The 26,284-nt window shown below is 47.7% G+C and carries 20 protein-coding genes, 2 rRNA genes and 3 riboswitches; of the genes, 3 read left to right on the top strand and 19 right to left on the bottom strand.

What is annotated here, in order from left to right:
- Positions 1-32: 32 nt before the first annotated feature.
- From OC538_RS15080 to OC538_RS15025, 12 genes are all read right to left on the bottom strand, one after another.
- Positions 33-2,966: ribosomal RNA gene (locus OC538_RS15080) — 23S ribosomal RNA — on the bottom strand.
- Between the two features lie 358 nt (positions 2,967-3,324).
- A 16S ribosomal RNA gene (locus OC538_RS15075) occupies positions 3,325-4,876 on the bottom strand.
- The 16S and 23S rRNA genes sit together here, the layout of an rRNA operon.
- A 406-nt stretch (positions 4,877-5,282) precedes the next feature.
- The gene (locus OC538_RS15070; RefSeq protein ID WP_262177019.1) at positions 5,283-6,617 is read right to left on the bottom strand and encodes an NCS2 family permease; all 1,335 of its coding nucleotides are present in this window, start codon (positions 6,615-6,617) and stop codon (positions 5,283-5,285) included.
- Positions 6,618-6,765: 148 nt separating this feature from the next.
- Positions 6,766-6,867, bottom strand: a riboswitch (purine riboswitch).
- Entirely contained in the window at positions 6,867-8,405 is a 1,539-nt protein-coding gene (gene guaA / locus OC538_RS15065; protein ID WP_262177017.1) for a glutamine-hydrolyzing GMP synthase, read from the bottom strand. Its footprint overlaps the riboswitch before it by 1 nt.
- Positions 8,406-8,511: 106 nt before the next feature.
- Positions 8,512-8,613, bottom strand: a riboswitch (purine riboswitch).
- Positions 8,614-8,644: 31 nt separating this feature from the next.
- Positions 8,645-10,837 (bottom strand): transglutaminaseTgpA domain-containing protein, encoded by a 2,193-nt coding sequence (locus OC538_RS15060; RefSeq protein WP_262177015.1) that lies wholly within the window; start codon positions 10,835-10,837, stop codon positions 8,645-8,647.
- Entirely contained in the window at positions 10,837-12,042 is a 1,206-nt protein-coding gene (locus OC538_RS15055) for a DUF58 domain-containing protein (RefSeq protein WP_262177013.1), read from the bottom strand. Before OC538_RS15055 ends, OC538_RS15060 begins: the two co-directional genes overlap by 1 nt.
- A complete protein-coding gene (locus OC538_RS15050; protein ID WP_262177011.1) occupies positions 12,039-12,989 on the bottom strand; it encodes an AAA family ATPase in 951 nt (316 codons plus the stop codon). Before OC538_RS15050 ends, OC538_RS15055 begins: the two co-directional genes overlap by 4 nt.
- 189 nt (positions 12,990-13,178) lie before the next feature.
- Entirely contained in the window at positions 13,179-14,003 is an 825-nt protein-coding gene (nadE, locus tag OC538_RS15045; RefSeq protein WP_262177007.1) for an ammonia-dependent NAD(+) synthetase, read from the bottom strand.
- Between the two features lie 13 nt (positions 14,004-14,016).
- Positions 14,017-15,486: a nicotinate phosphoribosyltransferase gene (locus tag OC538_RS15040; protein WP_262177005.1), complete on the bottom strand. Its 1,470-nt coding sequence runs from the start codon at positions 15,484-15,486 to the stop codon at positions 14,017-14,019.
- Between the two features lie 90 nt (positions 15,487-15,576).
- A complete protein-coding gene (locus OC538_RS15035) occupies positions 15,577-16,914 on the bottom strand; it encodes an MATE family efflux transporter (protein WP_251696358.1) in 1,338 nt (445 codons plus the stop codon).
- Positions 16,915-16,927: 13 nt separating this feature from the next.
- The gene (locus OC538_RS15030; RefSeq protein WP_251696356.1) at positions 16,928-17,242 is read right to left on the bottom strand and encodes a DMT family transporter; all 315 of its coding nucleotides are present in this window, start codon (positions 17,240-17,242) and stop codon (positions 16,928-16,930) included.
- A gap of 3 nt (positions 17,243-17,245) precedes the next feature.
- Positions 17,246-17,584: a DMT family transporter gene (locus tag OC538_RS15025; RefSeq protein ID WP_251696354.1), complete on the bottom strand. Its 339-nt coding sequence runs from the start codon at positions 17,582-17,584 to the stop codon at positions 17,246-17,248.
- Between the two features lie 137 nt (positions 17,585-17,721).
- A riboswitch (SAM riboswitch) is annotated at positions 17,722-17,828 on the top strand.
- Positions 17,829-17,906: 78 nt separating this feature from the next.
- On the opposite strand from OC538_RS15025, the gene OC538_RS15020 reads away from it, so the two are divergent.
- Entirely contained in the window at positions 17,907-19,031 is a 1,125-nt protein-coding gene (locus OC538_RS15020) for a methionine biosynthesis PLP-dependent protein (RefSeq protein WP_262177000.1), read from the top strand.
- 38 nt (positions 19,032-19,069) lie between these two features.
- On the opposite strand, the gene OC538_RS15015 is transcribed toward OC538_RS15020, so the two are convergent.
- The 3 genes from OC538_RS15015 to OC538_RS15005 form a co-directional block, all read right to left on the bottom strand.
- Complete coding sequence (locus OC538_RS15015; protein WP_251696351.1) at positions 19,070-19,639, bottom strand: NADPH-dependent FMN reductase; 570 nt, start codon at positions 19,637-19,639, stop codon at positions 19,070-19,072.
- A gap of 182 nt (positions 19,640-19,821) precedes the next feature.
- Positions 19,822-19,977 (bottom strand): hypothetical protein, encoded by a 156-nt coding sequence (locus OC538_RS15010; RefSeq protein ID WP_251696350.1) that lies wholly within the window; start codon positions 19,975-19,977, stop codon positions 19,822-19,824.
- 36 nt (positions 19,978-20,013) lie between these two features.
- On the bottom strand, positions 20,014-20,136 hold the full coding sequence (locus OC538_RS15005; protein WP_262176994.1) for a hypothetical protein: 123 nt from the start codon (positions 20,134-20,136) through the stop codon (positions 20,014-20,016).
- Positions 20,137-20,676: 540 nt separating this feature from the next.
- On the opposite strand from OC538_RS15005, the gene OC538_RS15000 reads away from it, so the two are divergent.
- On the top strand, positions 20,677-21,498 hold the full coding sequence (locus tag OC538_RS15000; RefSeq protein ID WP_262176992.1) for a phytoene/squalene synthase family protein: 822 nt from the start codon (positions 20,677-20,679) through the stop codon (positions 21,496-21,498).
- Between the two features lie 409 nt (positions 21,499-21,907).
- On the opposite strand, the gene OC538_RS14995 is transcribed toward OC538_RS15000, so the two are convergent.
- The 4 genes from OC538_RS14995 to OC538_RS14980 form a co-directional block, all read right to left on the bottom strand.
- Positions 21,908-22,918, bottom strand: coding sequence for an anti-sigma factor domain-containing protein (locus OC538_RS14995; RefSeq protein ID WP_262176989.1), 1,011 nt, complete (start codon positions 22,916-22,918; stop codon positions 21,908-21,910).
- Positions 22,915-23,664, bottom strand: a complete 750-nt coding sequence (gene sigI / locus OC538_RS14990) for an RNA polymerase sigma-I factor (protein WP_262176985.1) — start codon at positions 23,662-23,664, stop codon at positions 22,915-22,917. The genes OC538_RS14995 and sigI overlap by 4 nt, the downstream gene beginning before the upstream one ends.
- An 85-nt stretch (positions 23,665-23,749) precedes the next feature.
- On the bottom strand, positions 23,750-24,490 hold the full coding sequence (locus OC538_RS14985; protein ID WP_262176982.1) for a hypothetical protein: 741 nt from the start codon (positions 24,488-24,490) through the stop codon (positions 23,750-23,752).
- 137 nt (positions 24,491-24,627) lie between these two features.
- The gene (locus OC538_RS14980; RefSeq protein ID WP_410055880.1) at positions 24,628-25,911 is read right to left on the bottom strand and encodes an MFS transporter; all 1,284 of its coding nucleotides are present in this window, start codon (positions 25,909-25,911) and stop codon (positions 24,628-24,630) included.
- 129 nt (positions 25,912-26,040) lie between these two features.
- Between OC538_RS14980 and OC538_RS14975 the strand changes: the two genes are divergently transcribed.
- The gene (locus OC538_RS14975) at positions 26,041-26,238 is read left to right on the top strand and encodes a small, acid-soluble spore protein tlp (RefSeq protein ID WP_262176976.1); all 198 of its coding nucleotides are present in this window, start codon (positions 26,041-26,043) and stop codon (positions 26,236-26,238) included.
- The last annotated feature ends 46 nt before the right edge of the window (positions 26,239-26,284 follow it).

Raw genomic sequence — 26,284 nt, 5'->3', positions numbered from 1 at the left:
GAACTTCAAGTTCAACCGTACTTAAATAACATAAGGTTAAGTCCTCGATCGATTAGTATCCGTCAGCTGCACGTGTCGCCACGCTTCCACCCCGGACCTATCCACCTCATCTTCTTTGAGGGATCTTACTTACTTGCGTAATGGGAAATCTCATCTTGAGGGGGGCTTCATGCTTAGATGCTTTCAGCATTTATCCCGTCCATACATAGCTACCCAGCGATGCCTTTGGCAAGACAACTGGTACACCAGCGGTATGTCCATCCCGGTCCTCTCGTACTAAGGACAGCTCCTCTCAAATTTCCTGCGCCCGCGACGGATAGGGACCGAACTGTCTCACGACGTTCTGAACCCAGCTCGCGTACCGCTTTAATGGGCGAACAGCCCAACCCTTGGGACCGACTACAGCCCCAGGATGCGATGAGCCGACATCGAGGTGCCAAACCTCCCCGTCGATGTGGACTCTTGGGGGAGATAAGCCTGTTATCCCCGGGGTAGCTTTTATCCGTTGAGCGATGGCCCTTCCATGCGGAACCACCGGATCACTAAGCCCGTCTTTCGACCCTGCTCGACTTGTAGGTCTCGCAGTCAAGCTCCCTTATGCCTTTGCACTCTACGAATGATGTCCAACCATTCTGAGGGAACCTTTGGGCGCCTCCGTTACACTTTAGGAGGCGACCGCCCCAGTCAAACTGCCCACCTGACACTGTCTCCTGCCCGGATCACGGGCAAGGGTTAGAAGTCCAATACAGCCAGGGTAGTATCCCACCATTGCCTCCTCCGAAGCTGGCGCTCCGGATTCCAAGGCTCCTACCTATCCTGTACAGGCTGCACCGGAATTCAATATCAGGCTACAGTAAAGCTCCACGGGGTCTTTCCGTCCTGTCGCGGGTAATGCGCATCTTCACGCATATTATAATTTCACCGAGTCTCTCGTTGAGACAGTGCCCAGATCGTTACGCCTTTCGTGCGGGTCGGAACTTACCCGACAAGGAATTTCGCTACCTTAGGACCGTTATAGTTACGGCCGCCGTTTACTGGGGCTTCAATTCGAAGCTTCGCTTGCGCTGACCTCTCCTCTTAACCTTCCAGCACCGGGCAGGCGTCAGCCCCTATACGTCACCTTACGGTTTTGCAGAGACCTGTGTTTTTGCTAAACAGTCGCCTGGGCCTATTCACTGCGGCTCTCTCGGGCTTTAACACCCTACCAGAGCACCCCTTCTCCCGAAGTTACGGGGTCATTTTGCCGAGTTCCTTAACGAGAGTTCTCTCGATCACCTTAGGATTCTCTCCTCGCCTACCTGTGTCGGTTTGCGGTACGGGCACCTCCCGCCTCGCTAGAGGCTTTTCTTGGCAGTGTGAAATCAGGGACTCCGGGGATAATTCCCCTTGCCATCACAGCTCAATGTTATAGGAACGGGATTTTCCTCGTTCCACACCTCACTGCTTAGACGCGCATGACCAACAGCGCGCTCACCCTATCCTTCTGCGTCCCCCCATTGCTGATAACGGCGGGGAGGTGGTACAGGAATATCAACCTGTTGTCCATCGTCTACGCCTTTCGGCCTCGACTTAGGTCCCGACTGACCCTGAGCGGACGAGCCTTCCTCAGGAAACCTTAGGCATTCGGTGGAAGGGATTCTCACCCTTCTTTCGCTACTCATACCGGCATTCTCACTTCCAAGCGCTCCACCAGTCCTTACGGTCTAGCTTCAACGCCCTTGGAACGCTCTCCTACCACTGACACCATAGGTGTCAATCCGCAGTTTCGGTGATCCGTTTAGCCCCGGTACATTTTCGGCGCAGCGCCACTCGACCAGTGAGCTATTACGCACTCTTTAAATGGTGGCTGCTTCTAAGCCAACATCCTGGTTGTCTGGGCAGCGCCACATCCTTTTCCACTCAACGGATACTTGGGGACCTTAACTGGCGGTCTGGGCTGTTTCCCTCTCGACTACGGATCTTATCACCCGCAGTCTGACTCCCAAACATAAATCATCGGCATTCGGAGTTTGTCTGAATTCGGTAACCCGGGATGGGCCCCTAGTCCAAACAGTGCTCTACCTCCGAGATTCTTTCGTTTGAGGCTAGCCCTAAAGCTATTTCGGAGAGAACCAGCTATCTCCAGGTTCGATTGGAATTTCACCGCTACCCACACCTCATCCCCGCACTTTTCAACGTACGTGGGTTCGGGCCTCCAGTAAGTGTTACCTTACCTTCACCCTGGACATGGGTAGATCACCTGGTTTCGGGTCTACGACCCCATACTCATTCGCCCTATTCAGACTCGCTTTCGCTGCGGCTCCGCATTCGCTGCTTAACCTTGCATGGAATCGTAACTCGCCGGTTCATTCTACAAAAGGCACGCCATCACCCATTAACGGGCTCTGACAACTTGTAGGCACACGGTTTCAGGTTCTATTTCACTCCCCTTCCGGGGTGCTTTTCACCTTTCCCTCACGGTACTGGTTCACTATCGGTCACTAGAGAGTATTTAGCCTTGGGAGATGGTCCTCCCGGATTCCGACGGAATTTCACGTGTTCCGCCGTACTCAGGATCCACTCTGGAGAGAACGGACTTTCGACTACGGGGCTATTACCCGCTATGGCGAACCTTTCCAGGCTGCTTCGTCTAATCCGTTCCTTTGTAACTCCGTATAGAGTGTCCTACAACCCCAGGAAGCAAGCTTCCTGGTTTGGGCTCTTCCCGTTTCGCTCGCCGCTACTAAGGGAATCGATGTTTCTTTCTCTTCCTCCGGGTACTTAGATGTTTCAGTTCTCCGGGTGTGCCTCGTTCACGCTATGTATTCACGTGAACGTACTGCCCCATTACGGGCAGTGGGTTTCCCCATTCGGAAATCTTCGGATCACAGCTTACTTACAGCTCCCCGAAGCATATCGGTGTTAGTGCCGTCCTTCATAGGCTTCTAGTGCCAAGGCATCCGCCGTGCGCCCTTTCTAACTTAACCTTTATACGGATTTCGATAAGCTGCGCATTGCGTTGTCAGCTCAGTCGATCAGTCAGTCACGTATTAAAATACGCTCCTTCCCTCTCTCCATCGCTTCCTAGCATTGCTTGCTTCTCGTAATCCTCGGGTGAGTAGTGGTACTTAGCGATAAGTACACGAAACTACTCGTTAAAAAAGTATTGTTCAATCACAAAAAGTGATCGACTCGGTTGATTACTTGATGTTTTGTTGCTTCAATGTCGTTTTATCCAGTTTTCAAAGAACAAGTTTTGAAAGATCATCAGAAGATGAACCTTCAAAACTGAACGCAAAACGTCAACGTATGAACCTAAGGTTCATATTCCGTAATTATCCTTAGAAAGGAGGTGATCCAGCCGCACCTTCCGATACGGCTACCTTGTTACGACTTCACCCCAATCATCTGTCCCACCTTCGGCGGCTGGCTCCCGTAAGGGTTACCCCACCGACTTCGGGTGTTACAAACTCTCGTGGTGTGACGGGCGGTGTGTACAAGACCCGGGAACGTATTCACCGTGGCATGCTGATCCACGATTACTAGCGATTCCGGCTTCATGCAGGCGAGTTGCAGCCTGCAATCCGAACTGGGAACGATTTTATGGGATTGGCTCCCCCTCGCGGGTTTGCAACCCTTTGTATCGTCCATTGTAGCACGTGTGTAGCCCAGGTCATAAGGGGCATGATGATTTGACGTCATCCCCACCTTCCTCCGGTTTGTCACCGGCAGTCACCTTAGAGTGCCCAACTGAATGCTGGCAACTAAGATCAAGGGTTGCGCTCGTTGCGGGACTTAACCCAACATCTCACGACACGAGCTGACGACAACCATGCACCACCTGTCACCGCTGTCCCCGAAGGGAAAGACATGTCTCCATGCCGGTCAGCGGGATGTCAAGACCTGGTAAGGTTCTTCGCGTTGCTTCGAATTAAACCACATGCTCCACCGCTTGTGCGGGTCCCCGTCAATTCCTTTGAGTTTCAGCCTTGCGGCCGTACTCCCCAGGCGGAGTGCTTAATGCGTTAGCTGCAGCACTAAGGGGCGGAAACCCCCTAACACTTAGCACTCATCGTTTACGGCGTGGACTACCAGGGTATCTAATCCTGTTTGCTCCCCACGCTTTCGCGCCTCAGCGTCAGTTACAGACCAGAAAGCCGCCTTCGCCACTGGTGTTCCTCCACATCTCTACGCATTTCACCGCTACACGTGGAATTCCGCTTTCCTCTTCTGTACTCAAGTCCTCCAGTTTCCAATGACCCTCCACGGTTGAGCCGTGGGCTTTCACATCAGACTTAAAGGACCGCCTGCGCGCGCTTTACGCCCAATAATTCCGGACAACGCTTGCCACCTACGTATTACCGCGGCTGCTGGCACGTAGTTAGCCGTGGCTTTCTGACGAGGTACCGTCATGGTACGGGCAGTTACTCCCGTACTTGTTCTTCCCTCGCAACAGAGCTTTACGATCCGAAAACCTTCTTCGCTCACGCGGCGTTGCTCCATCAGACTTTCGTCCATTGTGGAAGATTCCCTACTGCTGCCTCCCGTAGGAGTCTGGGCCGTGTCTCAGTCCCAGTGTGGCCGATCACCCTCTCAGGTCGGCTACGCATCGTCGCCTTGGTAGGCCATTACCCCACCAACTAGCTAATGCGCCGCGGGCCCATCCTGCAGTGACAGCCGAAACCGTCTTTCAGAGTTCTTCCATGCGGAAGAACCGATTATTCGGTATTAGCCCCGGTTTCCCGGAGTTATCCCCATCTGCAGGGCAGGTTGCCCACGTGTTACTCACCCGTCCGCCGCTGAAATCAGGGAGCAAGCTCCCATCAATCCGCTCGACTTGCATGTATTAGGCACGCCGCCAGCGTTCGTCCTGAGCCAGGATCAAACTCTCCATAATAGAGAAATTCGAGTAGCTCGAGTTTCTTGCTGGCATCAATTAAGATGTCAATTTGAATCCTAAGATTCGTTTGTTCTTTTCACCGACAGGGTCGGCTCCAGAACTTTATTTGTTGACGTTTTGCTGTTCAGTTTTCAAGGTTCATGTATTTCGCTGTCGGTTTATGTCGTTCTCTCGACTGCTTTATTACTATACCAAATGAAATTTAAAGTGTCAACAGTTTTAGTGAATAAATTTCACATACTTGATTTCCTCTATAGAAATGGCCGTTACATCGAGACAAATGACAACTTCATTTGCACGGGGGATTTTAAAAACAAACTATATCCTTATTCAATTAATAGTATATAAAAAGGAACGGCCCCATAGGAGCCGTCCCACTTAACTTAGAAATTATACACTTACTTCATTTAATAAAGATGAAATACATAATGAAGATGATGAAGAGTCCATACATGATCGGGTGAATCTCTTTCCTTCTACCGGCGAGCAGCATCGTGATCGGATAGAAGACAAAGCCGATTGCGATTCCAGTTGCGATGCTGTATGTCAATGGCATCGTAATGATTGTGAAGAATGCCGGTACGGCGATTTCAAATTTCGACCATTCGATATTCCCTAATGTTGATACCATTAGTACACCTACGATGATAAGTGCTGGTGCTGTCACTTCAGGAGTAATGACAAACAGTAATGGAGAGAAGAACAATGCCAATAGGAATAGTGTTCCCGTTACAATAGAAGCAAAGCCTGTTTTAGCTCCGGCTGCCACACCTGCAGTGGACTCAATATAAGAAGTCGTTGTGGACGTTCCGAAAATCGAACCAGTCACTGTAGCCATCGAATCTGCCAACAACGCCTTTCCGGCTCGCGGCAATTTTTCCTCCTTCATCAAACCTGCTTGTGTAGCTACCGCAACAAGCGTACCTGCCGTATCGAAAAAGTCGACGAAGAGGAAGGTAATGACAATGACAAGGAATTGAGTTGTCATTAATGAAGCGGGATCGTTGAAGATCGCTTCGAATGCAGCACCGAATGTGGGAGCAACGGATGGAACTTTGTCGACCACTTTCGTCGGGATATCAATTAAGCTGACGATCATCCCTAAAATCGTTGTCAGAATCATGCCGTAGAATATTGCACCCTTAATTTGCCGTACCATCATGATAACGGTAATAACTAAGCCGAAGATGGCGAGCAGCGTAGGTCCAGCTGATAAATCGCCGAGTGTCACAAGCGTGTTCGGATCCGCAACGATTATATTTGCGTTTTGGAAGCCGAGGAAGGTGATGAAGAGGCCGATACCTGCACCAACTGCATATTTTAATTGTGATGGTATGGCATTGATGATCGCTTCACGCAATCCTGACAACGATAGAATAATAAAGATAAGTCCAGAGAATAAAACTCCCGTCAATGCTGTTTGCCACGGGATTCCATAGGTTAGCACAACTGTAAAGGCGAAGAATGCGTTCAATCCCATACCTGGAGCCAAGCCGATCGGGTATTTTGCAATTATCCCCATAAATAATGAACCGACTGCAGCTGCTAACGCGGTTGCTACGAAAACGGCGCCTTTATCCATGCGCATCGCATCAGGGAGGTCAGGTATCCCTTCCAATGAAAGCATGAGTGGATTGACCGCTAAAATATATGCCATTGCAAGGAAAGTCGTAAGCCCACCGATGATTTCCCTCCGGTAATTCGTTCCAAGCTTATCAAACTCAAAGTATTTCTTCATGATAACCGTCCTTTTATGTAATTTTTATAATGAAATCTAGGGTCTGTTGTCGTCAGGTCGGAAATCCATTGATAATCAAATACAAAAAAAGGAAGTATACGATAGTTACACGTATACTTCCCCATGACAATCAAATTAAAACGATTTACGCCTTAAATTCAATCATCGTAGTCAGAACATTTACGGCGTTCCGGTAGAGACGTTTGGGCCATATCCCCAAAGATATACGATGCAGTTATTCAGTTTTCTTTATTCCCACTCGATTGTGCCCGGTGGTTTAGCGGTAATATCGTAGACAACGCGATTCACTTGGTCAACTTCCGATGTGATGCGTGTACTGATTTTCTCTAGGACGTCCCAAGGGATGCGCGCCCAATCCGCTGTCATGCCGTCCACCGAATGAACAGCGCGAATGCCGATTGCATGGTCATAGGAACGTTTTTCATTCCTCTTTCCGACGCTTCGGATATTCGGCAGGACTGCGAAGTATTGCCAAATATCACGATCAAGTCCTGCTTTCGCGATTTCATCACGGAGGATCCAGTCCGCATCACGGACAATTTCAAGCTTCTCTTCCGTAATTTCTCCTAGTACCCGAACGCCGAGGCCTGGGCCCGGGAACGGCTGGCGCTGTACGATATCAGCGGGCAAGCCAAGTTCTGCTCCGACCGCTCGCACTTCGTCTTTGAACAATGCTTTCAACGGCTCGATCAATTCGAACTCTATGTCTTCCGGCAGACCGCCGACATTATGATGTGATTTGATCACTTCATCTGTCGCAGTTCCGCTTTCAATGATGTCCGCATAGATCGTACCTTGCGCGAGGAAGTCGATTCCTTCAAGTTTTGCGGATTCTTCATCGAATACGTAAATGAATTCATTGCCGATCACTTTCCGTTTCTCTTCTGGATCAGTGACGCCTTTCAACTTGTCCAAGAAACGTTTGCGGGCATCGACTTTAATGAAGTTCATATGGAATTGATTGCTGAATGTGTCGACGACGCTTTCCACTTCACCTTTACGAAGAAGGCCGTGGTCAACGAAAATGCAAGTTAGTTGGTCGCCGATCGCGCGGTGGATCAACGTTGCCACTACGGATGAATCGACGCCGCCGCTTAGTGCGCAAAGGACTTTCCGGTCGCCGACTTGCGAACGGATTTTTTCAACTTCGATATCGATGAAACTTTTCATCGTCCAGCTTTTTTGTGCGCCGCAAACCGCGAGCACGAATTTGCTCAATATTTCTTTGCCATCAGCGGATTGCGGAGCTTCCGGATGGAACAGTACGCCATAAAGGTGTTTTTCTTCATTTGCGAAAGCGACCGTTCCGCCGTCAGGGCCTGTCGCGATTGCTGTAAAGCCAGTCGGCAATTCAGACACCGCATTTCCTTTGCCCATTAAGACGGATTGCTTTCCTGCAAGTCCCGAAAACAGCTTTGAAGCAGGAGTCACATTGACTTCCTGAACGTCCGCGGCATCTTCCGCCACTTCCGTTTTTCCGCCGAATTGCTTGGCGATCAGTTCCGCACCGGAGGATATTCCGAGTACAGGGATACCGAGATCGAATATGCCGGCGTCGATTCCGTAATCAACTTCCTTTGATCCGCCGGAAAGGATGACTCCGACAGCCTGCATATTTTTGATTTCCTCCGCTGTAACCGTGTGCGGATGCAATTCACTGTAAACCCCGAGCTCACGGATTGTGCGTGTGATCAGTTGGTTATATGCGTTACCATAATTCAGTACTACAATCTTTTCCTGTTCAATCAATAAAGGAGCCGTCGACAATTGATCCACCTCTTCCAATTAGTTTCCGTTGCCGCTAAATAAGTAAAGACGCGTAAGAAAGTCCTTCTTTCCACGCGTCTCAACGTTCTACTGCAGGCAGAAACAGACATAACTGTCCTGCCTTCATAGACAAGCCATTAATGGTGGCTTAGTAGAAACATCCGAACCATATTATCGGATTTATATGAGGGCATATCGGTTGTTCTTTTTTTCAATCTTACGCCTCCGACTTGCAAAAATCAACAGGAAGCCCTATTGATTAAATCTTCCCATATTTCCTGCAAGCCTGCCCAATCATCATGATTTGTATATCCTCCATAGAGGCCGCGTTCATACGCCTCGGTAAGCATCCGCATCCGACGGCCACCGAAGTGCGAATCGACTGTTTTTGCATATTCGGATAGCGTCATGCTGTTCGTCCGTTTAAATCCGAACCGTTCCAACTGCTTCATTAGGCCCTTGTATTGTTTCGTGTACGTAACCCAATCCGCTTGCCTTTTCCGGTAAGCGTTTATGAGCAGTTTAGGAATCCATCTTCCTCGATGCTTATATACCTGCCATGCAATAACTACAATCCCAACAAGCCCAGCAATGCCGACCCATGCATTTTCACGAAGGAACTTATCCATCTTGTTGAAGAAAGCGAGAACACCATGATCTTCATCGTTCTTGGCAGGCGTTTTCGTCCGGTCGGATTCCGGCTTCTCACGCTCTTCCATGTCCGGAGCTTCCGGATCGCTCATATCTATTTCGAGATCGTATTCGATGCCGGTCATATTCGAAAATCCGATTGTCGGTTCGAAAGGCATCCATCCGAATCCCGGAATGTAAGCCTCTACCCATGAATGCGCTTCATTGTTCGTCACTTGATATTCCATCTTACCCTGTGGATTCGTTTTCCCTTCACCCGGAGCGAAACCTTTTACCCATCGTGCAGGAATATCGGATGCACGCAGCATGACGACCATGGACGTTGAAAAGTTATCGCAATATCCACGTTTCGTATCGAAGAGGAATTGATCCACATAATCCTCATTCCCTTTCGGCACCGCCACATTCTGCTGGTCGTACATGAAACCGTTTCTGGCGAAATAGCGTTCGATTGATTTCGCCTTTTCGTATACGCTCTCTTCCCTTCCAGTAATTGTGAGCGCCAATTCGCGAACGCGGGCCGGCAATTGCTCAGGGAGCTGTAAGTATTCGGAAAAGTCCACGGATTCGAGCGCATAATCATCCATCGAGGTTGCACGAAGTGCCTTTAAGCTGTAGTTCAGTTCGACGAGGTCGATGCCGAACGAATCAAGCTCCGTCTCTTCTCCGTCTTTCATTACCCAAAACTGTCCAGTTTCCTCCTGATTCTGCAAGACGACATCCGTCCTTGTATGGATTTTGGACGTACCATATGGATAAACGAGATAAGGCAATTGTTGCTTCATATTGATTTCAGCGTGAAGGAACTCGGTCTTCTCAAGCAAGTCAGCACTCGAAAAGGCTAGCAATGATCCCGGATCGATATTGACTGGCATAGTCTCGTCGGATTTTTGTTCCCAGCCCTTTGACGTATATGTGTTCTTCGTTTCAATCTTCCAATATTGCTTCTTTGGGACGGTCGCACTGAAAACGACGGTGCTATCTTGTGAGAAAGCCCCCCCCAGCTTCGAGTCATCCGTATCGTATCCGCTTTTCGCAGCAAAACTGCCGTTCCCGAGCCCTTCACCTTGCACAACCGACTTCAAGAAAGGGACAGGGTCGGCCCAGGACGGTCCCCGATCTGGCATGATGCTCGCGAATGCACTGCTGCAAACGACAGCAAATAGCAGAGGAAGGGAAAAGGCAGCGAACATTCCCGTCCCCAATTTCCGTCTATGTCTATCGGAAATGCGAGAAATCGTCAATAATCCTATTAATAAAAGGCCTGATACCATGATTCTAAAAATGGCGCCCTCCGCGGAATAGGAGCTGAACGTATCCAAAACGGCGATGAAGATGACCGTCATTGCGTAAAATAGGAGGATGCTTTTCCGTACTTCGATCCAATGGCGGATCAAGTAGATCGTCATCCATAACAGGACGAAAAAGAGGACTGTACGGAACGGATTCGTAATGCCTTCCCAATTCCAAGCGGCGATAATGCCGATATTCGACATGAGATCCGTTATGAGCAAAGAAACTGTTTCTCTCGAAAGAATGACAGTTTCAAAAAACACATAATGAAGCGACCAAAAAAGATAGATAAGTTTCAATGGGATGGATAGCCACCATCTCATCCTCAGCAATCCGAAAAGGAAGGAAATACCGATGAAATAAAGGAAAACCGCTATATATTCCGTGTCGGTCAATTCAATGACAGGCAGCAGCCATTCCCGGAGCAGGATGAAAGCCAGCGCATACATAAGTATGAGGAAACGCATATCTGTCTTTACTTCCTTCATTAACTGGCCACCTCCTTAAAGGCTTCTGAAAATTGCTTTCTGCTAAGTGCATGTATAGTGATCCCTTTTGCTTTGGCAAATCTAATCTGCTCTTGAAGCTGCTGAGGCAACTGATTTTCCCCTTCAACGATGACGAAACAGATGACCGATTTCGTATTTTTCACGAGAGCCATCATCGATTGGATGAACAACCAGTCGGGATCGGCCGTCACTAAGACGACGCTGCCGGCAACCGCTGGCAGTGTCGCCGCTATCGGCTGTATGCCTTCGCTAGCAGTTGGCCTTATTTTAGCCAAATGAACGAATACATCGCGCAATTGGTCCGCTGAATGGATGAATGGAAACGCAACCGTCTCCGCCCCCGCAGAAACGAAAGCGATATTCGCCTGATGGTTCGCAGCCTCCTCGACAATGGAAGCCGCAAGTTCAACCTTCTCTTCGAACAGATTTGATTCTCTGCCGTCGAGCAGCACGATAATATCTTCCGATTGCCGATCTTCGAATTCCTTCGTCATCAGATTTTGCGTACGGGCAAAGGATTTCCAATGGATCCATGTGACCCGGTCGCCCGCCTGATAATCCCTCACCCCTGTCGCCATCGTCGTATCCTTGACGAGCGAAAATGGGGAGATGAGAGATCCGCGGTCATATTGGGAATTAATCGGCACGTATTTAATGGAAGTCGTATTCGGATAAACAAGGATGGCATCCTTCAGTTCTATGGATGCACGCTTTTTAATCCAACCGAAAAAATCGGAAACTTCCATTTCGACGCCTTCCACAATATGCTCCCCTCTCGGAAGCTTGTCAATTTCATATGAAAACTCCATACTCTTTTTGAAGCCGAATAGAAAGATATGCTTTGTGTTAGCTTTCGCGCTTCTGACCATGGCGGGATCCGCCCATTTTTCAATCGCGACAGTATATAGCAATGGGAATCGGACTGTCCGCGAAAGTTTAACGGTAACCGCGAGCTTCCCACCGCTCTCGATCGTTTTCGTCCGGATGATGCGCTCAGCTTTTATATTATTTATCGGATAGGCAAATAGAGCGATTGAATACAAAAGGAAGGGCGTCAACATGTAAAAGATCGTCCAACTCACTTTACCGCCTTGGAACATCGCAAAGACGTAGACGGAAAAGAAAAGGCCGACGATGAAAACGAAGCGGCCTGTCACCGATAGCAATTCTTTCCCTTTTTTCATTTCAAACCGACCCGGTCAATCGGCACACTCACCCGCGTCAGGATCCGGTCGACGATTTCATTTGAAGTGATCCCTTCGTACTTCGCTTCCGAACGGAGGATCATCCGATGTCCGAACACAAAAGGAGCCAAATACTTCACGTCGTCAGGCGTTACATACGTCCGCCCTTTAATAAGCGCATATGCTTGGCAAGACTTCATGAGCGCAAGCGATCCGCGCGGACTCACTCCGAGATAGACGTGCGGATTAGTGCGCGTTTCCGACGTACAATCGACGATATACGTTTTAATCGTTTGGTCGACAGTCACTTCTTTCACTGCATGTTGGAGCTCCGCTAATTCTTGAATCGTCAGGACTGTTTCGAGATGGTCGATTGGCACCGATTTTTCAGCACGGGACAGAACTTCAATTTCTTCGCTCCGTTTCGGATAGCCCATCTTCAGCTTGAAGAGAAATCGGTCCAATTGGGCCTCCGGCAACGGATATGTCCCTTCGTATTCAATCGGGTTCTGGGTCGCCATGACGAAAAACGGCTGCGGGATCCGGATCGTTTCCCCGTCCACCGTTACGGACGATTCCTCCATGCTCTCGAGTAAGGCGGCTTGCGTTTTCGGGGACGTCCGGTTAATTTCATCAGCCAGGACGATGTTTCCGACAATCGGTCCCGGTCTGAATTCGAACTCCATTTCCCTCGGATTGTAGATGGAGACGCCAAGGACGTCCGATGGCAATAAATCCGGCGTGAACTGTATACGTTTGAATGAAGCGCCGATCGATTTCGCGAGCGCTTTTACCATCATCGTTTTCCCGACGCCAGGGACGTCTTCCAAGAGAACATGCCCACCTGCTAGAAGCGCTGTAAGGCTAAGCTCCGCAATATCCCGCTTGCCGATCATCACCTTATCAATATTCGCGAGAACTTTGTCGATTACTTGTGCATGAGTCATTCTATTTCCTCCCATTCCAACTTCTCTCTATAACCTGCCCAATATTTTACAATAACATGTCCGAAAATTTACAAAATGTAACTTCATAATAACGTAAAACCCGTCGCTTCACAACATCTTACAAAATTTGCAAACCGATTCAACAGCAAAAAACCCGCCATCGAATTTGCTTCGATGGCGGGTTCATGTTCATTTCCAAAAATCGTCGAATATCGTAACCGGCATGTGACGCTTATGCGCCGATCTTGTATAATGCTTTTTAATCGTTTCAAGCGCTTTGTCTGAAACTTGCTTCCCTTCTAGGAAGTCATCGATCTCCTCGTATGTGACGCCGAGAGCAACTTCGTCAGGCAATGCCGGCTTGTCATCTTCAAGATCTGCAGTTGGCACTTTTTCGTATAAATGCGCAGGGGAGCCGAGCGCCTTCATCAATTGGCGGCCCTGTCTTTTATTCAACCGGTAGATCGGCATAAGATCCGCTGCGCCATCACCGAATTTCGTGTAGAATCCGGTCACAGCTTCTGCAGCGTGGTCGGTCCCGAGAACGACACAGCTATGCGCCGCTGCAACGGAGTATTGGACTTTCATCCGCTCCCGGGCTTTTTCATTCCCTTTTGTATAATCGGAAATATTGATGCCCGCCTTTGCCAATGCCTGCTCGCTTGCATCGACCGCGCCTTTGATATCTACCGTATAGAGCAAGGAAGGCTTGATGAAGTCAAGGGCGTCCTGCGCATCGTCTTCATCGAACTGCTTCCCATACGGAAGCCTGACGGCAATGAACTTATACCGGTCCGTACCGTTCTCTTCGTTCAGCTCATCGACAGCCATTTGTGCAAGCCTTCCGACGAGCGATGAATCCTGCCCGCCCGATATGCCAAGGACGAAACCATTTACGAATGTATTTTTCACTGCATATTCCTTCATGAAATTAATCGATTTGCGGATCTCCTCTTGCGGGTCAATTGACGGCATGCTTTTCAGCTCCGCAATGACCTGTTCTTGAAAAGTCATTTTCCGCACCTCCTCATCTCATTGAAAACTCATCCACTCGATCCTGCACTTCACGGATATTGCGCATTTTATTGTCCCAACATTTCTGGCTCAAGTCGACCGGGTACTCCTCTGGATTCAAGGAACGTTTATATTCATCCCATAATAAATCTAAATTATCGTGGGCGAACTGGCGCATTTCATTCAATGTAGGATTTTTGTAAATCACATTTCCACCTTCGATCACTTGCGTATGCAAGTTCACAGCATCGAAGTTCGTTACGAATTTGGATATGAATGTGTGAACCGGGTGGAACATTTTTATCCTTTTTTCCACTGTCGGGTCTTCGTCGTACATCGTGATGTAATCGCCTTCCGCCTTGCCGTTTTCCCTGTCGATGATCCGATAGAGCTTCTTTTGGCCAGGCGTCGTCACTTTCTCGACATTGGACGAAATTTTAATCGTATCTTCCATTTCACCGTTTTCATTCTCAATGGCAACGATTTTATATACCGCGCCGAGAGCCGGTTGATCGTAAGCGGTGATCAGCTTCGTGCCGATCCCCCATACATCGACCTTCGCCCCTTGCGCTTTCAAGTTCAAGATCGTGTACTCGTCCAAATCGTTCGAGACGACGATTTTCGCGTCGTGGAATCCTGCTGCATCTAGCATTTTCCGGGCTTCCTTCGACAGGAATGCAATATCGCCGCTGTCGAGGCGGATACCGATGAAATTGATTTTATCGCCGAGCTCCTTCGCGACCTGAATGGCCGTCGGGATGCCGATTTTCAGCGTATTGTACGTATCAACGAGGAATACACAGTCCTTATGCCGTCTCGCGTACGAGTGGAACGCTTCGTATTCGCTTTGATAGGCCTGGACCAATGAATGGGCATGCGTTCCCGCAACCGGGATGCCGAAGCGTTTGCCGGCACGGACGTTGCTTGTTGCTTCCACTCCTCCGATGACAGCGGCACGCGCTCCCCAGATTGCAGCATCCATTTCGTGAGCCCGTCTGCTTCCGAACTCCATGACGACTTCATCTTTGACGACTTGCTTAATACGGCTCGCCTTTGTTGCGATGAGCGTTTGGAAGTTGACGATATTGAGCAGTGCCGTCTCGATGAGCTGGGCTTCCGCCAACGTCGATTCCACTCGCAGGATCGGTTCGTTTGCAAATACAAGTTCCCCTTCCTTCATCGAATAAACATCCCCCGTAAAACGGATGTCTTTCAAATAAGATAGGAAATCCTCTCTATAGCCGAGCTCTTCCCGTAAATAGGTCAGGTCGCTCTCACTGAATTGAAAATCCTTTAAGTAATCAAGGATCCGCTCAAGTCCCGCAAAAATCGCATAGCCATTACCGAACGGAAGGTTTCTGAAGTACAGCTCAAATACCGCTTTCCGTTCATGAATGCCATCCGCCCAATACGATTCCATCATGTTGATTTGATAAAGATCTGTATGTAGCGCCAAACTGTCGTCAGCATATTTCGAAGTCATGTCAAATCTCCTTCTTCCGCATCTTCTGATAGTTTCAGTATACACTATTTACCCTTGTTTTCATTATAAATAACATGCGCCTAAATTGCCTCATTCTCCAAAAATATCGGCTTGTTTCCACTTTCCGAACCGGTAATACAGGAATGCGATGATGCTGCTAATGACGAAACTGACACCGATTCCGAGGGCAATCCCCTTATCTCCCATGAAGCCAGACAGGAAGTACGTAACGGGGTAACGTAATATCCAAAACGAAATGATATTGAGCACAAGCACTTGGAACATTGCCCCCGATGCCCGGACAGCGCCATTGAGTACGAAATTGATGCCTAAAAAAGGATAGAAAAATGCTATCATCTTCAAATAGTCCGCACCAAAACGGACAGCTTCCGCTTCGGAAATGAAAAGTCGGATACCGGCCCCCGCAAAAGCGTAGACAATTCCGGCGATGGCAAACATAATGCCAAGATTATATAGAAAGCCGATGAACGTAATCCTGTGGACACGGTTCCACTTCCCCGCACCGATGTTTTGTCCTGCCATACTATTCACTGCCGTTCCGATCGCTTGCGCCGGCAGCATGATCAGACTATCAAGCCGCTGCGCAGCCCCGTACCCCGCAACTACCGCAGGGCCGAAAGAAGCGACGACACTCATGATCGCCATGACGCCTGCCGAAATGACGCTCATTTGCAAACCCGCCGGAATGCCCAATTTCAGTATATCAAGCACTTCACGCTTAGCCGGCAGATGCGGCTTTGAAAACGGCACGAGCTTTTTGCGAACGGAATAAATTGCGCCAGTCGCAAATGCAACCCCTTGGGATACGATTGTCGCAACCGCAGCTCCTTGGACGCCCCATCCGAAGACGGCAATGAAAATCGGATCAAGTACCGTGTTTAGCAGGACGGCCGTCAAAACGAAATAGATTGGCGTCTTTGAGTCGCCGACAGACCGGAACACGGTGTTGATGAAGTTATATCCGAACAGAAACAGAATCCCGAAAAAATTGACACGCAAATAGGACGTTGCCATTTCAATCATCGAGTCGGGCGTTCCAAGCAATGCCAAAATCGGCTTCGCTAAAAAGAAGCCCGCAAAACTTAACACAACAGACATGATCGTCAATAAAACGACGAATGCGTTCAAATAATTACGCAAGCCTGCCTCGCTCCCCCTCCCCTTCTGCTGGGAGAGGATTGTCAGCGCCGCATTATTCAGGCCGATGACAAAAGAGAGGACGGTAAACACGACAGTACCCGAAATCGCAACTGCGCCAAGCGCGTCGGCACCGATAAGGTTTCCGACCCATAAGCTGTCGATAAATTGGTAGGACACTTGCAAAAGGTTCGTGAGAATGATCGGTGCTGAATAAAAAATAAGCTGCTTTGCAAGCGGGCCTTCCGTAAAATCATATTGTTTCGCCATGGCGCTCCCCCCTTCATCCAAATACCTTCAGTCCGACCGCCCCTCCGATGATCAAGCAAAGGAATAGCATCCGTTTCCACCCGGCTGCTTCCTTGAAAAACAGGATGCCCATAAGGACGGCACCCGCCGCACCGAGTCCCGTCCAAATCGCATACGCAGTCCCCATCGGAATGTCGCGCATTGCGAGGGACAGAAATATAAAACCGACCGAAAACGTCCCGACGATGAGCAGCAGGCGGGGCCATGATCTTTTCTGCAAATAAAGATTAATGGCCATGACGCCGAAAATCTCCCCTAAACTTGCGATGACTAAATATATCCACGCCATATCTCAATCGCCCCCTTCCGTTGCTTCACCGGATGCAGCCGTCGTCATTTTTATCCCGATAACTCCCACGATGATAATCGCGATGAAGATCACTTTAGCGATGGAAAACTCCGCATTGAAAAACAGGAAATCGATTAGAACGATCGCCGCCGCTCCGGAACCGGTGAAGACTGCATACACCGTCCCGGATGGCAACGTCTCGCATGCCTTTATAATTGCGTAGAAGCTAATGACGATTGCAACGATAGTCCCTGCCCACTCGAGTACCGAATCGGAATACCGAAGTCCGATCACCCAAAAGATCTCGACGATCGCCGCCAATAAAACATAAAGCCAAGCCAATGGAAATCCTCCTCATCATTCAACATGCACCCATTATAGCAAAAGGTCACGGACATTCATTTCCGAAACTTCTTGCAATCCGTCTGGATGCATGATAACTTTAGATAAATGTTTTTTCTAACAATTACATATTTTGATTCTTATCACGAGAGACGGAGGGATTGGCCCGATGAAGTCTCAGCAACCAGCCCGATTTTGGTATGGTGCTAATTCCAAAAGGCGAACTGCGCCTTGAAGATAAGAAGATTGATTTCAACGATGTTGGAGGCCCTCTTCTTAATTGGAGAGGCCTCTTTTTTACTAGGCAAAGGAGATGGGCAACTTGACAAAGCAGAGCATTAACACAAAATTGGTGCAAATAGGAAACCAGAGCGATCCGAGAACCGGGGCGGTCAATCCTCCCCTACATTTTTCAACAGCGTACAAGCATGATGGATTGGGTCTATCAACCGGTTACGATTATACACGGACAAAAAATCCGACACGGACGATCCTCGAGGAAGGCATCGCCAATTTGGAAAACGGCGACCGCGGCTACGCGTGCAGCTCGGGCATGGCAGCGATTCAGCTCTTCCTTTCGCTGTTCAAATCGGGAGATGAATTGATTGCTCCTGACGACCTATACGGTGGCACATTCCGATTGTTTGACCATTACGCAGATCTGTATAACGTCCGGACGTCGTATTCTTCTTTTGATAACGTCGAGGAAACGGAAAAGCTGATCACCGAAAACACGAAGGCGATCTTCATCGAAACACCGACGAACCCGCTGATGCTGGAAATCAATATCGAACAGTATGTAGAGATTGCGAGAAAGCACAACTTGCTTGTCATCGTCGATAATACATTTTTGACTCCGTACTACCAACGCCCGATTGAGCTCGGGGCAGATATCGTCATCCATAGCGCGACGAAATATATCGGCGGTCATAATGATGTGCTTGCCGGGCTAGTCGTCGCCAAGGGAGAAGAGCTGTGCAACCGTCTAGGCGAAAATCATAATGCGATCGGCGCGACGCTTTCCCCGTTCGACTCCTGGCTCGTCATCCGCGGATTGAAGACGTTGCATGTGCGCATGAAACAGCATGATGCCAATGCGAAGGAACTCGTCTCTTATTTAAAAAACGAACCGCTTGTCGATGACGTCCTCTATGCAGGAAAAGGCGGCATGATTTCATTCAGGGTACGGGAAAGCGAATGGGTCGATCCGCTATTGCAAAACTTGAAGCTCATCACATTTGCCGAAAGTCTCGGAGGAGTGGAAAGTTTGATCACGTATCCGACGACGCAGACCCATGCAGAAATCCCTGAGGAAGAACGGGAAAGGCGCGGTGTCGATAAACGGTTATTGCGTTTCTCGGTCGGACTCGAGGAAGCCGAAGACTTGATCGCCGATCTTAAGCAAGCCATCAATGCAGCGGCAGAAACGACGGCTGTCAGTCAATAATAAAAAAGGCCGTCTCGGTGAACGAGACGGTCCTTTTATTATTTAGAGATTTCAGCTAACTCTTTTCTTTGCGAATAAAAATCGATGAAGTTGTTAACGACTTTATCCAAGAAATCAATCGTCGCTTGGTCTGTCAATTGACCCGTTTCGTCCATTTTCTCATGGACGGAACCGATATATACTTCATTGTTTGGCAAGAGCGCAGGAGAAAGCATCGGGTTCGTCAAAATCTCACGTAAATGCAGTTGAGCACGGACACTTCCCATCACACCCATTGAAGCACCGATCATGAAAGCAGGCTTGTCTTTAATTGCGAAATTGCTTCTCGACAGCCAGTCGACAGCGTTTTTCATTACTCCTGGAATGGAGAAGTTGTATTCAGGCACTGCAAATAGGACCGCATCGGAATCCCGAACGTTATCCAGGAAATCTGTAACGTTTTCTGACGGATTGCCTTCTATATCAACAGAAAACATTTCGACATCATTAATGAATACAGGTGTAATAGTAAGTTTATCTGCATATTTCTTCCTCAAATATTCAACCACTTTCAAGTTGTATGAAGACGAGCTTGTGCTGCCGATAATCGCTTTTACTGATATAGTCATGTTGTTGGACTCCTTCTCTTTTTATCTTAGCATTGCCTCTCTATAGGAAGGTATGCGTTCCCCTATAAAACTGGGGCATCATTTATTGACCTGGTAATTATCTCACATTCAAGATACTTTTCGTATAAATCTGCTCATAAGAAAAGAACGTTCCCCTATTTGCTTAGGGAACGCTCCATCTTTTAATTGAAGAAGCAGAAGAAAATCGTCCAGAATGGAACGTTTTTCCGCTCTTTCTTTTTGCGTTTGAGCGCTTTTTGCTCCATGCGGAACTGTTCGACTTCCTGCCGCATATCTTCCATATGTCGTTGAACTACTTCTCTATCAATTGTATACATATATATTCTCCTCTTGGAGAGGGACCTTAAACGAGATTACAGTCGACGTTCACCTATCGTGCCGCCGTTATCATCTAACCATTTTGGAGATTCCCACTCCATCAATTTTGTTTTATTTATTCGTTCATGCTCTTCATGTCTCGCGTTTTGAATAATCATTTTGCTTTTCCTCCTTTATTTTTTAGTTGAATCAATTCACTTGCGGGGAACATCGCTACCCACTATCCAGAGACACCATCATCAATACTTTCCGTTGCAGCCCTACATTAATCATCGGAAACACTCCTTTTCATCTAGTTTTTGTTTATATGCCACACGCACAGCGTGAAAACACCGAATATTCTTTCATATGAAGACACAAAAAAGCACACGCCTTTTGCATAAGCGTGTGCTCATATAAAAGAACGGCATACCATGCCATTCCTCGGTCTACAATTAGAAAGAGAGATTAGTCAGGCACGGATCAAGTATGAAGTTGTTTATGATTACGATTGCTTTTTTCATTTTCCGTACCTCCTCTATTACTAGAATAACTTACTTTCTGAGGATACCATTTCCAATTATTCATTGTCAATAGGTAATTTGAAAAACTTTCTCTATTTTTATTTATTCTACAACGATAGGGTTGGCAACTGCTTCATGGAATAGTGTATGATATTCAATAAGAACTGCTTCAAGAAATGAAGGAGGACCCCTATTATGAACGAAGCGAAACTGCAAAAAGAAGCGATGCACGTACTGAAGCTGACGAGCAGAACCTTCTATATTCCGATTAAATTATTGAATCCCACCTTGCGGAAGACGGTAGGCTCCGCTTATTTATGTATGCGTGCGATAGATGAAATAGAAGATCATGAAGAACTGCATCCGGAAAGCAAGCAGCATCTGCTGCAGTCGACGAGCAAGCTGCTGCAAACCGACCTATTTGACGTCGCGGCGTATCGCGCTCTCCTCAAGCCCTATGAAAACCTCTTGCCGGAAGTGACATTGCGACTTGGCGACTGGCTCGCCGTCTGTCCTGCAGGCATCGTCGCCAAAGTGAAAGAGTCGACGAGCATCATGGCGGATGGCATGGCAAAATGGGTCGGCAAGGATTTTCTTGTGCAAACGAAAGAGGATTTAGACGACTATACATATTATGTAGCGGGTCTTGTCGGTGTGATGCTTTCCGATATTTGGGAGCAGTATGACGGGACAAAGACGGATCGCGACTTGGCGATCGGGTATGGTCGCGGATTGCAGGCGGTGAATATGCTGCGCAATCAAGAGGAAGATGCGGAGCGCGGCGTCCGTTTCCTTCCTGAAGGATGGGACAGGCATGACCTGTTCGAGTATGCAGAGGCGAATTTGAAAAAAGCTGATGACTATATCGAATCGATTTCGAATAAAAACATCCTGCTGTTCTGCAAAATCCCGCTTGCCCTTGCGAAGCGGACGATCGGCGCAATGCAGGGCGGACAGGATAAGATGAACCGCGCGGAAGTTGAATCGACAGTGGAAGCGATTTTGAAAGAAGTGTAAGAAGGTTTGAGCGCTTGTTTCCCGTTTTATGATCACTTCTCGGGGGTTATGATCACTCGCCATGTTTTATGATCACTTGAAAGAGTTTATGATCACTCGCCGTGGGTTATGATCACTTGACGGGGTTAATGATCACTTGTTAGGATTTATGATCACTCGCCATGGGTTATGATCACTTGACGAGGGTTATGATCACTTGACGAGGTTTATGATCACTCGCCGTGGGTTATGATCACTCGCCGTGGGTTATGATCACTTGACGAGGTTTATGATCACTCGCCACGGGTTATGATCACTTGAATGGATTTATGAGCGCTTGGGGTTTACTTCTGACGCGAGCCACAATTTACGAACTAATAAGAAGAGGCTGCTGCAGATTGTCAGTAAAAACTGATGATCTGCAACAGCCTCATTTGTTATTTTGCGGATTCTGTTTGTTATTATTTGATGGACTATCCTTATGTTGTTTTGCAGGTGGCCCTTGATTGTCTTTACTTTGTTTATCGACCGATGACGAATGAGACGGGGGTCCTTGCTGATCCGCATGAGGAGGCATCTTTTCACTTCGCTCTTTGTCCGGTTTGTTCTTAGATTTCTCCGCAGGTGGACCTTGTTGATCTTCCGACTTATGTGGACGTTCCTTTTCCTTCTCCATCTTCTTTTGTTGCGGATGCACAGGAGGAACGATTTCCTTCTTCGGTTTCTGCAAAGCGTCTTTTTGCGGCGGAACGGGTTTCTTCTCAACCGGATTCACATTCTTTACAGGATGCTTTTTCGATTTACTTTCGATTGATTTAAGTTGATGAATCGACATGTTTTTCTTATTCGCAACTTTTCTTTCCTCTGGCGTGCCTTCATGGACATTCCAGTCCCATCCGTCATGTTTCTCACTAGCTTCTTGTACAGCATCACCAATCATCAAACGAGTGTCCCGTTCGCTTTCACGTGTTGGATAGATTGTCGTAATTGTAATTTCCTTGCCAAGTGCAGGCACTTCCGATATTGCCTTGTCAAGCACATCGAGGATTGAATGGCCCTTCCAACCTGACAATAGATCCTGTTCTTTCCGTTTTTCATTCAAATTTCGCCAGGAAATGACGTGTCCTTCCCGGTTCACTCCAAATTCCATCGCTATGCCCGCATCCAGTTGTACGTACGCCATCACTTTTTCATTCAACGGAATTAATGAAGACAGAATGAAAAATAATACTGCCGCTGCAACCAGTACAGCTCCTACGAACCGCGGCTTCGCCTTTCCTCTGGTAATAAAAGATGGAGCAACGAGTGTGAACTCAACTTCCTCCCCAACTTCAGGAGGGTTCCCAACCGGGACTCCGCGCAGAAATTCGCCTTTCTCCGTCAGGAACACCATATATGTAGTTTTCTTTTCGCAAACAACGCCTCTATATGTCCGCATCATATGAGTTCCCCTTTGACGTATTCCTTTAAGTATGTAAAATTGTGGTTCAGCAGCAAGGTAACCGCAATGATGTATTTCCGATGTCGCTCGATCGTTTTTCGTGAAACTTCAACAATATGCTCCAACTGCTTGATTGGCAGTCTTTTATTTTCCATGAGATGCTCATAAAATTCTGGCGTCTCCGCTATGATTTGTGCGATTTGAAATGCTCTCTTTCGAGAATCGGCATGTTTCGGTGATACTGCTGCTAGCTCGCGAAATGATAAGCCAAATTCGGCCAACAACCTGCTATATTCAGCCATCTCTTCCCGACGTTCCGCCGCTTGCCGCTCTTCCGAAAAGGTAAATATCGACGATTTGTCAAATGCGTATTCAAAGGTCTTTGCATCCCCATCATCGTCTATGGATAGAAGGACGTTCGCATTCCTCACCGCTTCTTTTCGGATATGATCGATCAGCCTCCGCTTCATGATCAAATGAGCAAATGTCGTAAGCGATGCTTTTTCTTCAGGATCGTATATCAAAACCGCCTCATGAAATCCGACCATCGCAATACTGAATTCCTCATCACTTTCGTCAATGAATCGATCACATACGAAAGAAGCCGTCTTTTTCATAAACGGAGTAAATGCGATGAGAAGCTCGTTCATAATCTTCTCATCGCCAGTCTTCGCCTTCCATACAAGCTCATTCAATGCTGTATCAGACTTCTTATTGAAAATCCCTTGTATGATGGTCAAAAGCATGTATAAACCCTCCGTTCCCATCAATTCCGATTGCTATGATTCTAATGGGTGCAACGGAAAATAGGAAGCAGTAAACTCTGGTAAATTAGTTTTTCTTCTCTTTTTTCTCTTGTTTTTCAAGTTCTTTTGCAGCTTTACGCTCTTCCTTTAGTGCTTCACGTTCAGCTTTTTGAGCAGCTTTCAATGTCTCTTTTTGCTCTTTATGCTTTGCATTCAATTCAGCCTGAGGATTTTTTGCTTTTACATTAGCAGGCTTCTCGTCTTGTACTGGTGCTTTTTCTGTAACTTGCTTTTCTTTTGGTTCTTCAACTTTAGGCGTTTCTTCAGTTACCGGCGCTGTTTCCTTCACTTCTTCTTTAGGAGCTTCCACTACTGGCTGCTTGCTTTCCCATTTCGCGATGGAGCGTTCCATATTGCGTTTAATCGCCGCTTTTGCAGTTGGACTTCCAGCTTGCTCATACGCTTTCGCTAGGGCAGCAAGATTTCCTGCTGTATAGCCTTCTGGAATTTCAGGAAGTTCGTTTTTATCTGATTCAGTTGCTTCTTCTTTTTTAGATTCTGATGTTCCATCTTTTTTGTCAGTTTCTGTCGCTGCAATTTCTTGGTCCGTTATAGAAGCAGTGACGTTATTCGTCTCCTTGTCATCTGTTTCCACGATTTCCCTTACTGGGCTTACCCGTGATTTCTCAACTTTGTCTTCGTTAAGTTGGCTAAGATCGATAATCTCCGTCACTTTTCCGCCATCCGCAAGCGCATAGCTTGTCCCGCCAATTGTCAATCCTGCGATTAGTAGTGCTGCACCTGTTTTTTTCCATCTGTTTTTCATAAATAAATCACCTCGTCAATTTTTTGCCCTTTTGTCGGACATACTAGTTATTCGACGATGCTTGTCGTTTTGTGGGGGTCGGAAATAAAAAAAGACAGGCAACCGGATTAAATCCGATGCCTACCTCACCTAATACATCAAATAACTTCTGCGACTTCCTTGCTTCTCCCTTTAACATGAACCCAAATAATTACTGGAATGAGCAGCAACGATAAATACATTCCGACGAAGCCCAATACGGCATAGCTCGAATTGCCAACAATAATGCCTGACAGCAAGCTGCCCGCCGTTCCGGAAATGGCCACCCATACGTCAACAGAACCTTGCGTTTTTGCACGGGTTTTTATATCCGTTGAATCAATGATGATTGCAGTTCCACTGATCAACCCGAAGTTCCAGCCGAGTCCAAGCAAGATAAGTGCAAACGTAAGCCAGAAGAGGGATTCTGTTGGTGCAAAGGCAGCCATCAATCCCGCAATGGAAAGTATAATGCCTGAAGCAATGACCATAAACGTACGTCCCAGTTTATCAACTAAAATTCCAGTTCCGAGGGACGGTAAATACATCGCGGCAATATGGAAGCCGATGACCATCCCAACTGCCGACAATCCGCTTCCATGATTTTGCATATGGACCGGGGTCATCGTCATGACGGCGACCATGACGAAATGCGACAAGATCAGTACAGCCGCTCCTGCTAAAACCCCTGTACGATTTACAGTGTGTTGCACTACCTTACGTGCGTCTTTCTTTTCCAGCGCTTGTTTCTCATGTTCAGCAGCAATTGCTTTTGCTACAAGAAACGGATCAGGTCTTAAAAAAATAAGAAACGTCAACCCTGCTAGTAAATACGCGACTGCTGCCAAGATGAACGGTCCAGCTAAAGCTGGGATTCCGAGAGCTAGCGCGACTTCCCCCATTGGCTCCACAAGATTAGGGCCAGCGACCGCGCCGAATGTCGTTGATACCATCGCGATACTAATCGCTGTTGCACGCTGCTTTTCATTCGCTAAATCTGTCCCGGCATAGCGCGCTTGAAGATTCGTCGAAGTCCCTGCACCATAGATGAATAATGAAACGAACAATAAAAACACATTACCCATAGTGGCGGCAAGTATGACGCCGATTGCTCCAATTCCACCAGCGATGAAGCCGAGTGAAAGACCGTACCGGCGACCAGATTTCTGAGAAATGCGACCGACCAAAAAGGCGGCCAGCGCAGACCCAAGTGTAAACAATGCTGCAGGTACTCCTGCATAGCTTTCCCCGCCAAGCATTTCCTTCGCAAGGAGTGCACCGACAGTTACCCCCGCCGCTAGGCCAGCTCCGCCAAAAATTTGCGACATAATGACCACGAGTAATGATCGCTTATATAGCTGCCGCTGTGCTTCAGGTGAATGAACCACTTGCTCCAATTCCATCAACTCCCGCCCCCGTTCTTTGATAAAGGTATTATATATAACAATTTATAATTATGCGAGATGACTAGGTTATACATAATTATGAGTCGTATGGAAACACTATGTGATTGAATGAAAGGAGGAATTCAGATGCCAGGAATAACGCCACGACCGAATGATCCAGCCGATAAGGAAGAGCGGTTGAATAAGACGGTCAGCAATCAGTTCGCTGCGAATCAAGCGGCAAAAACAGCAGAAGGCGCAGAGTTAGCTTCCATTAAAGCAAAGAATGCACGCCGCGAAGAGATTATCGATGAATTGACAGAGGAACTTGATAGGGGTAAATAAGTAACTCGAAATATGAAATAGGGCACCCGGACGATAAAAAATCGCT

Source organism: Saccharococcus sp. Marseille-Q5394, assembly GCF_946901335.1.
GTDB lineage: Bacteria > Bacillota > Bacilli > Bacillales_A > Planococcaceae > Sporosarcina > Sporosarcina luteola_C.
Note: the sequence above shows the minus strand (reverse complement) of the source record. Positions and strands in the feature narration are given on the sequence as shown.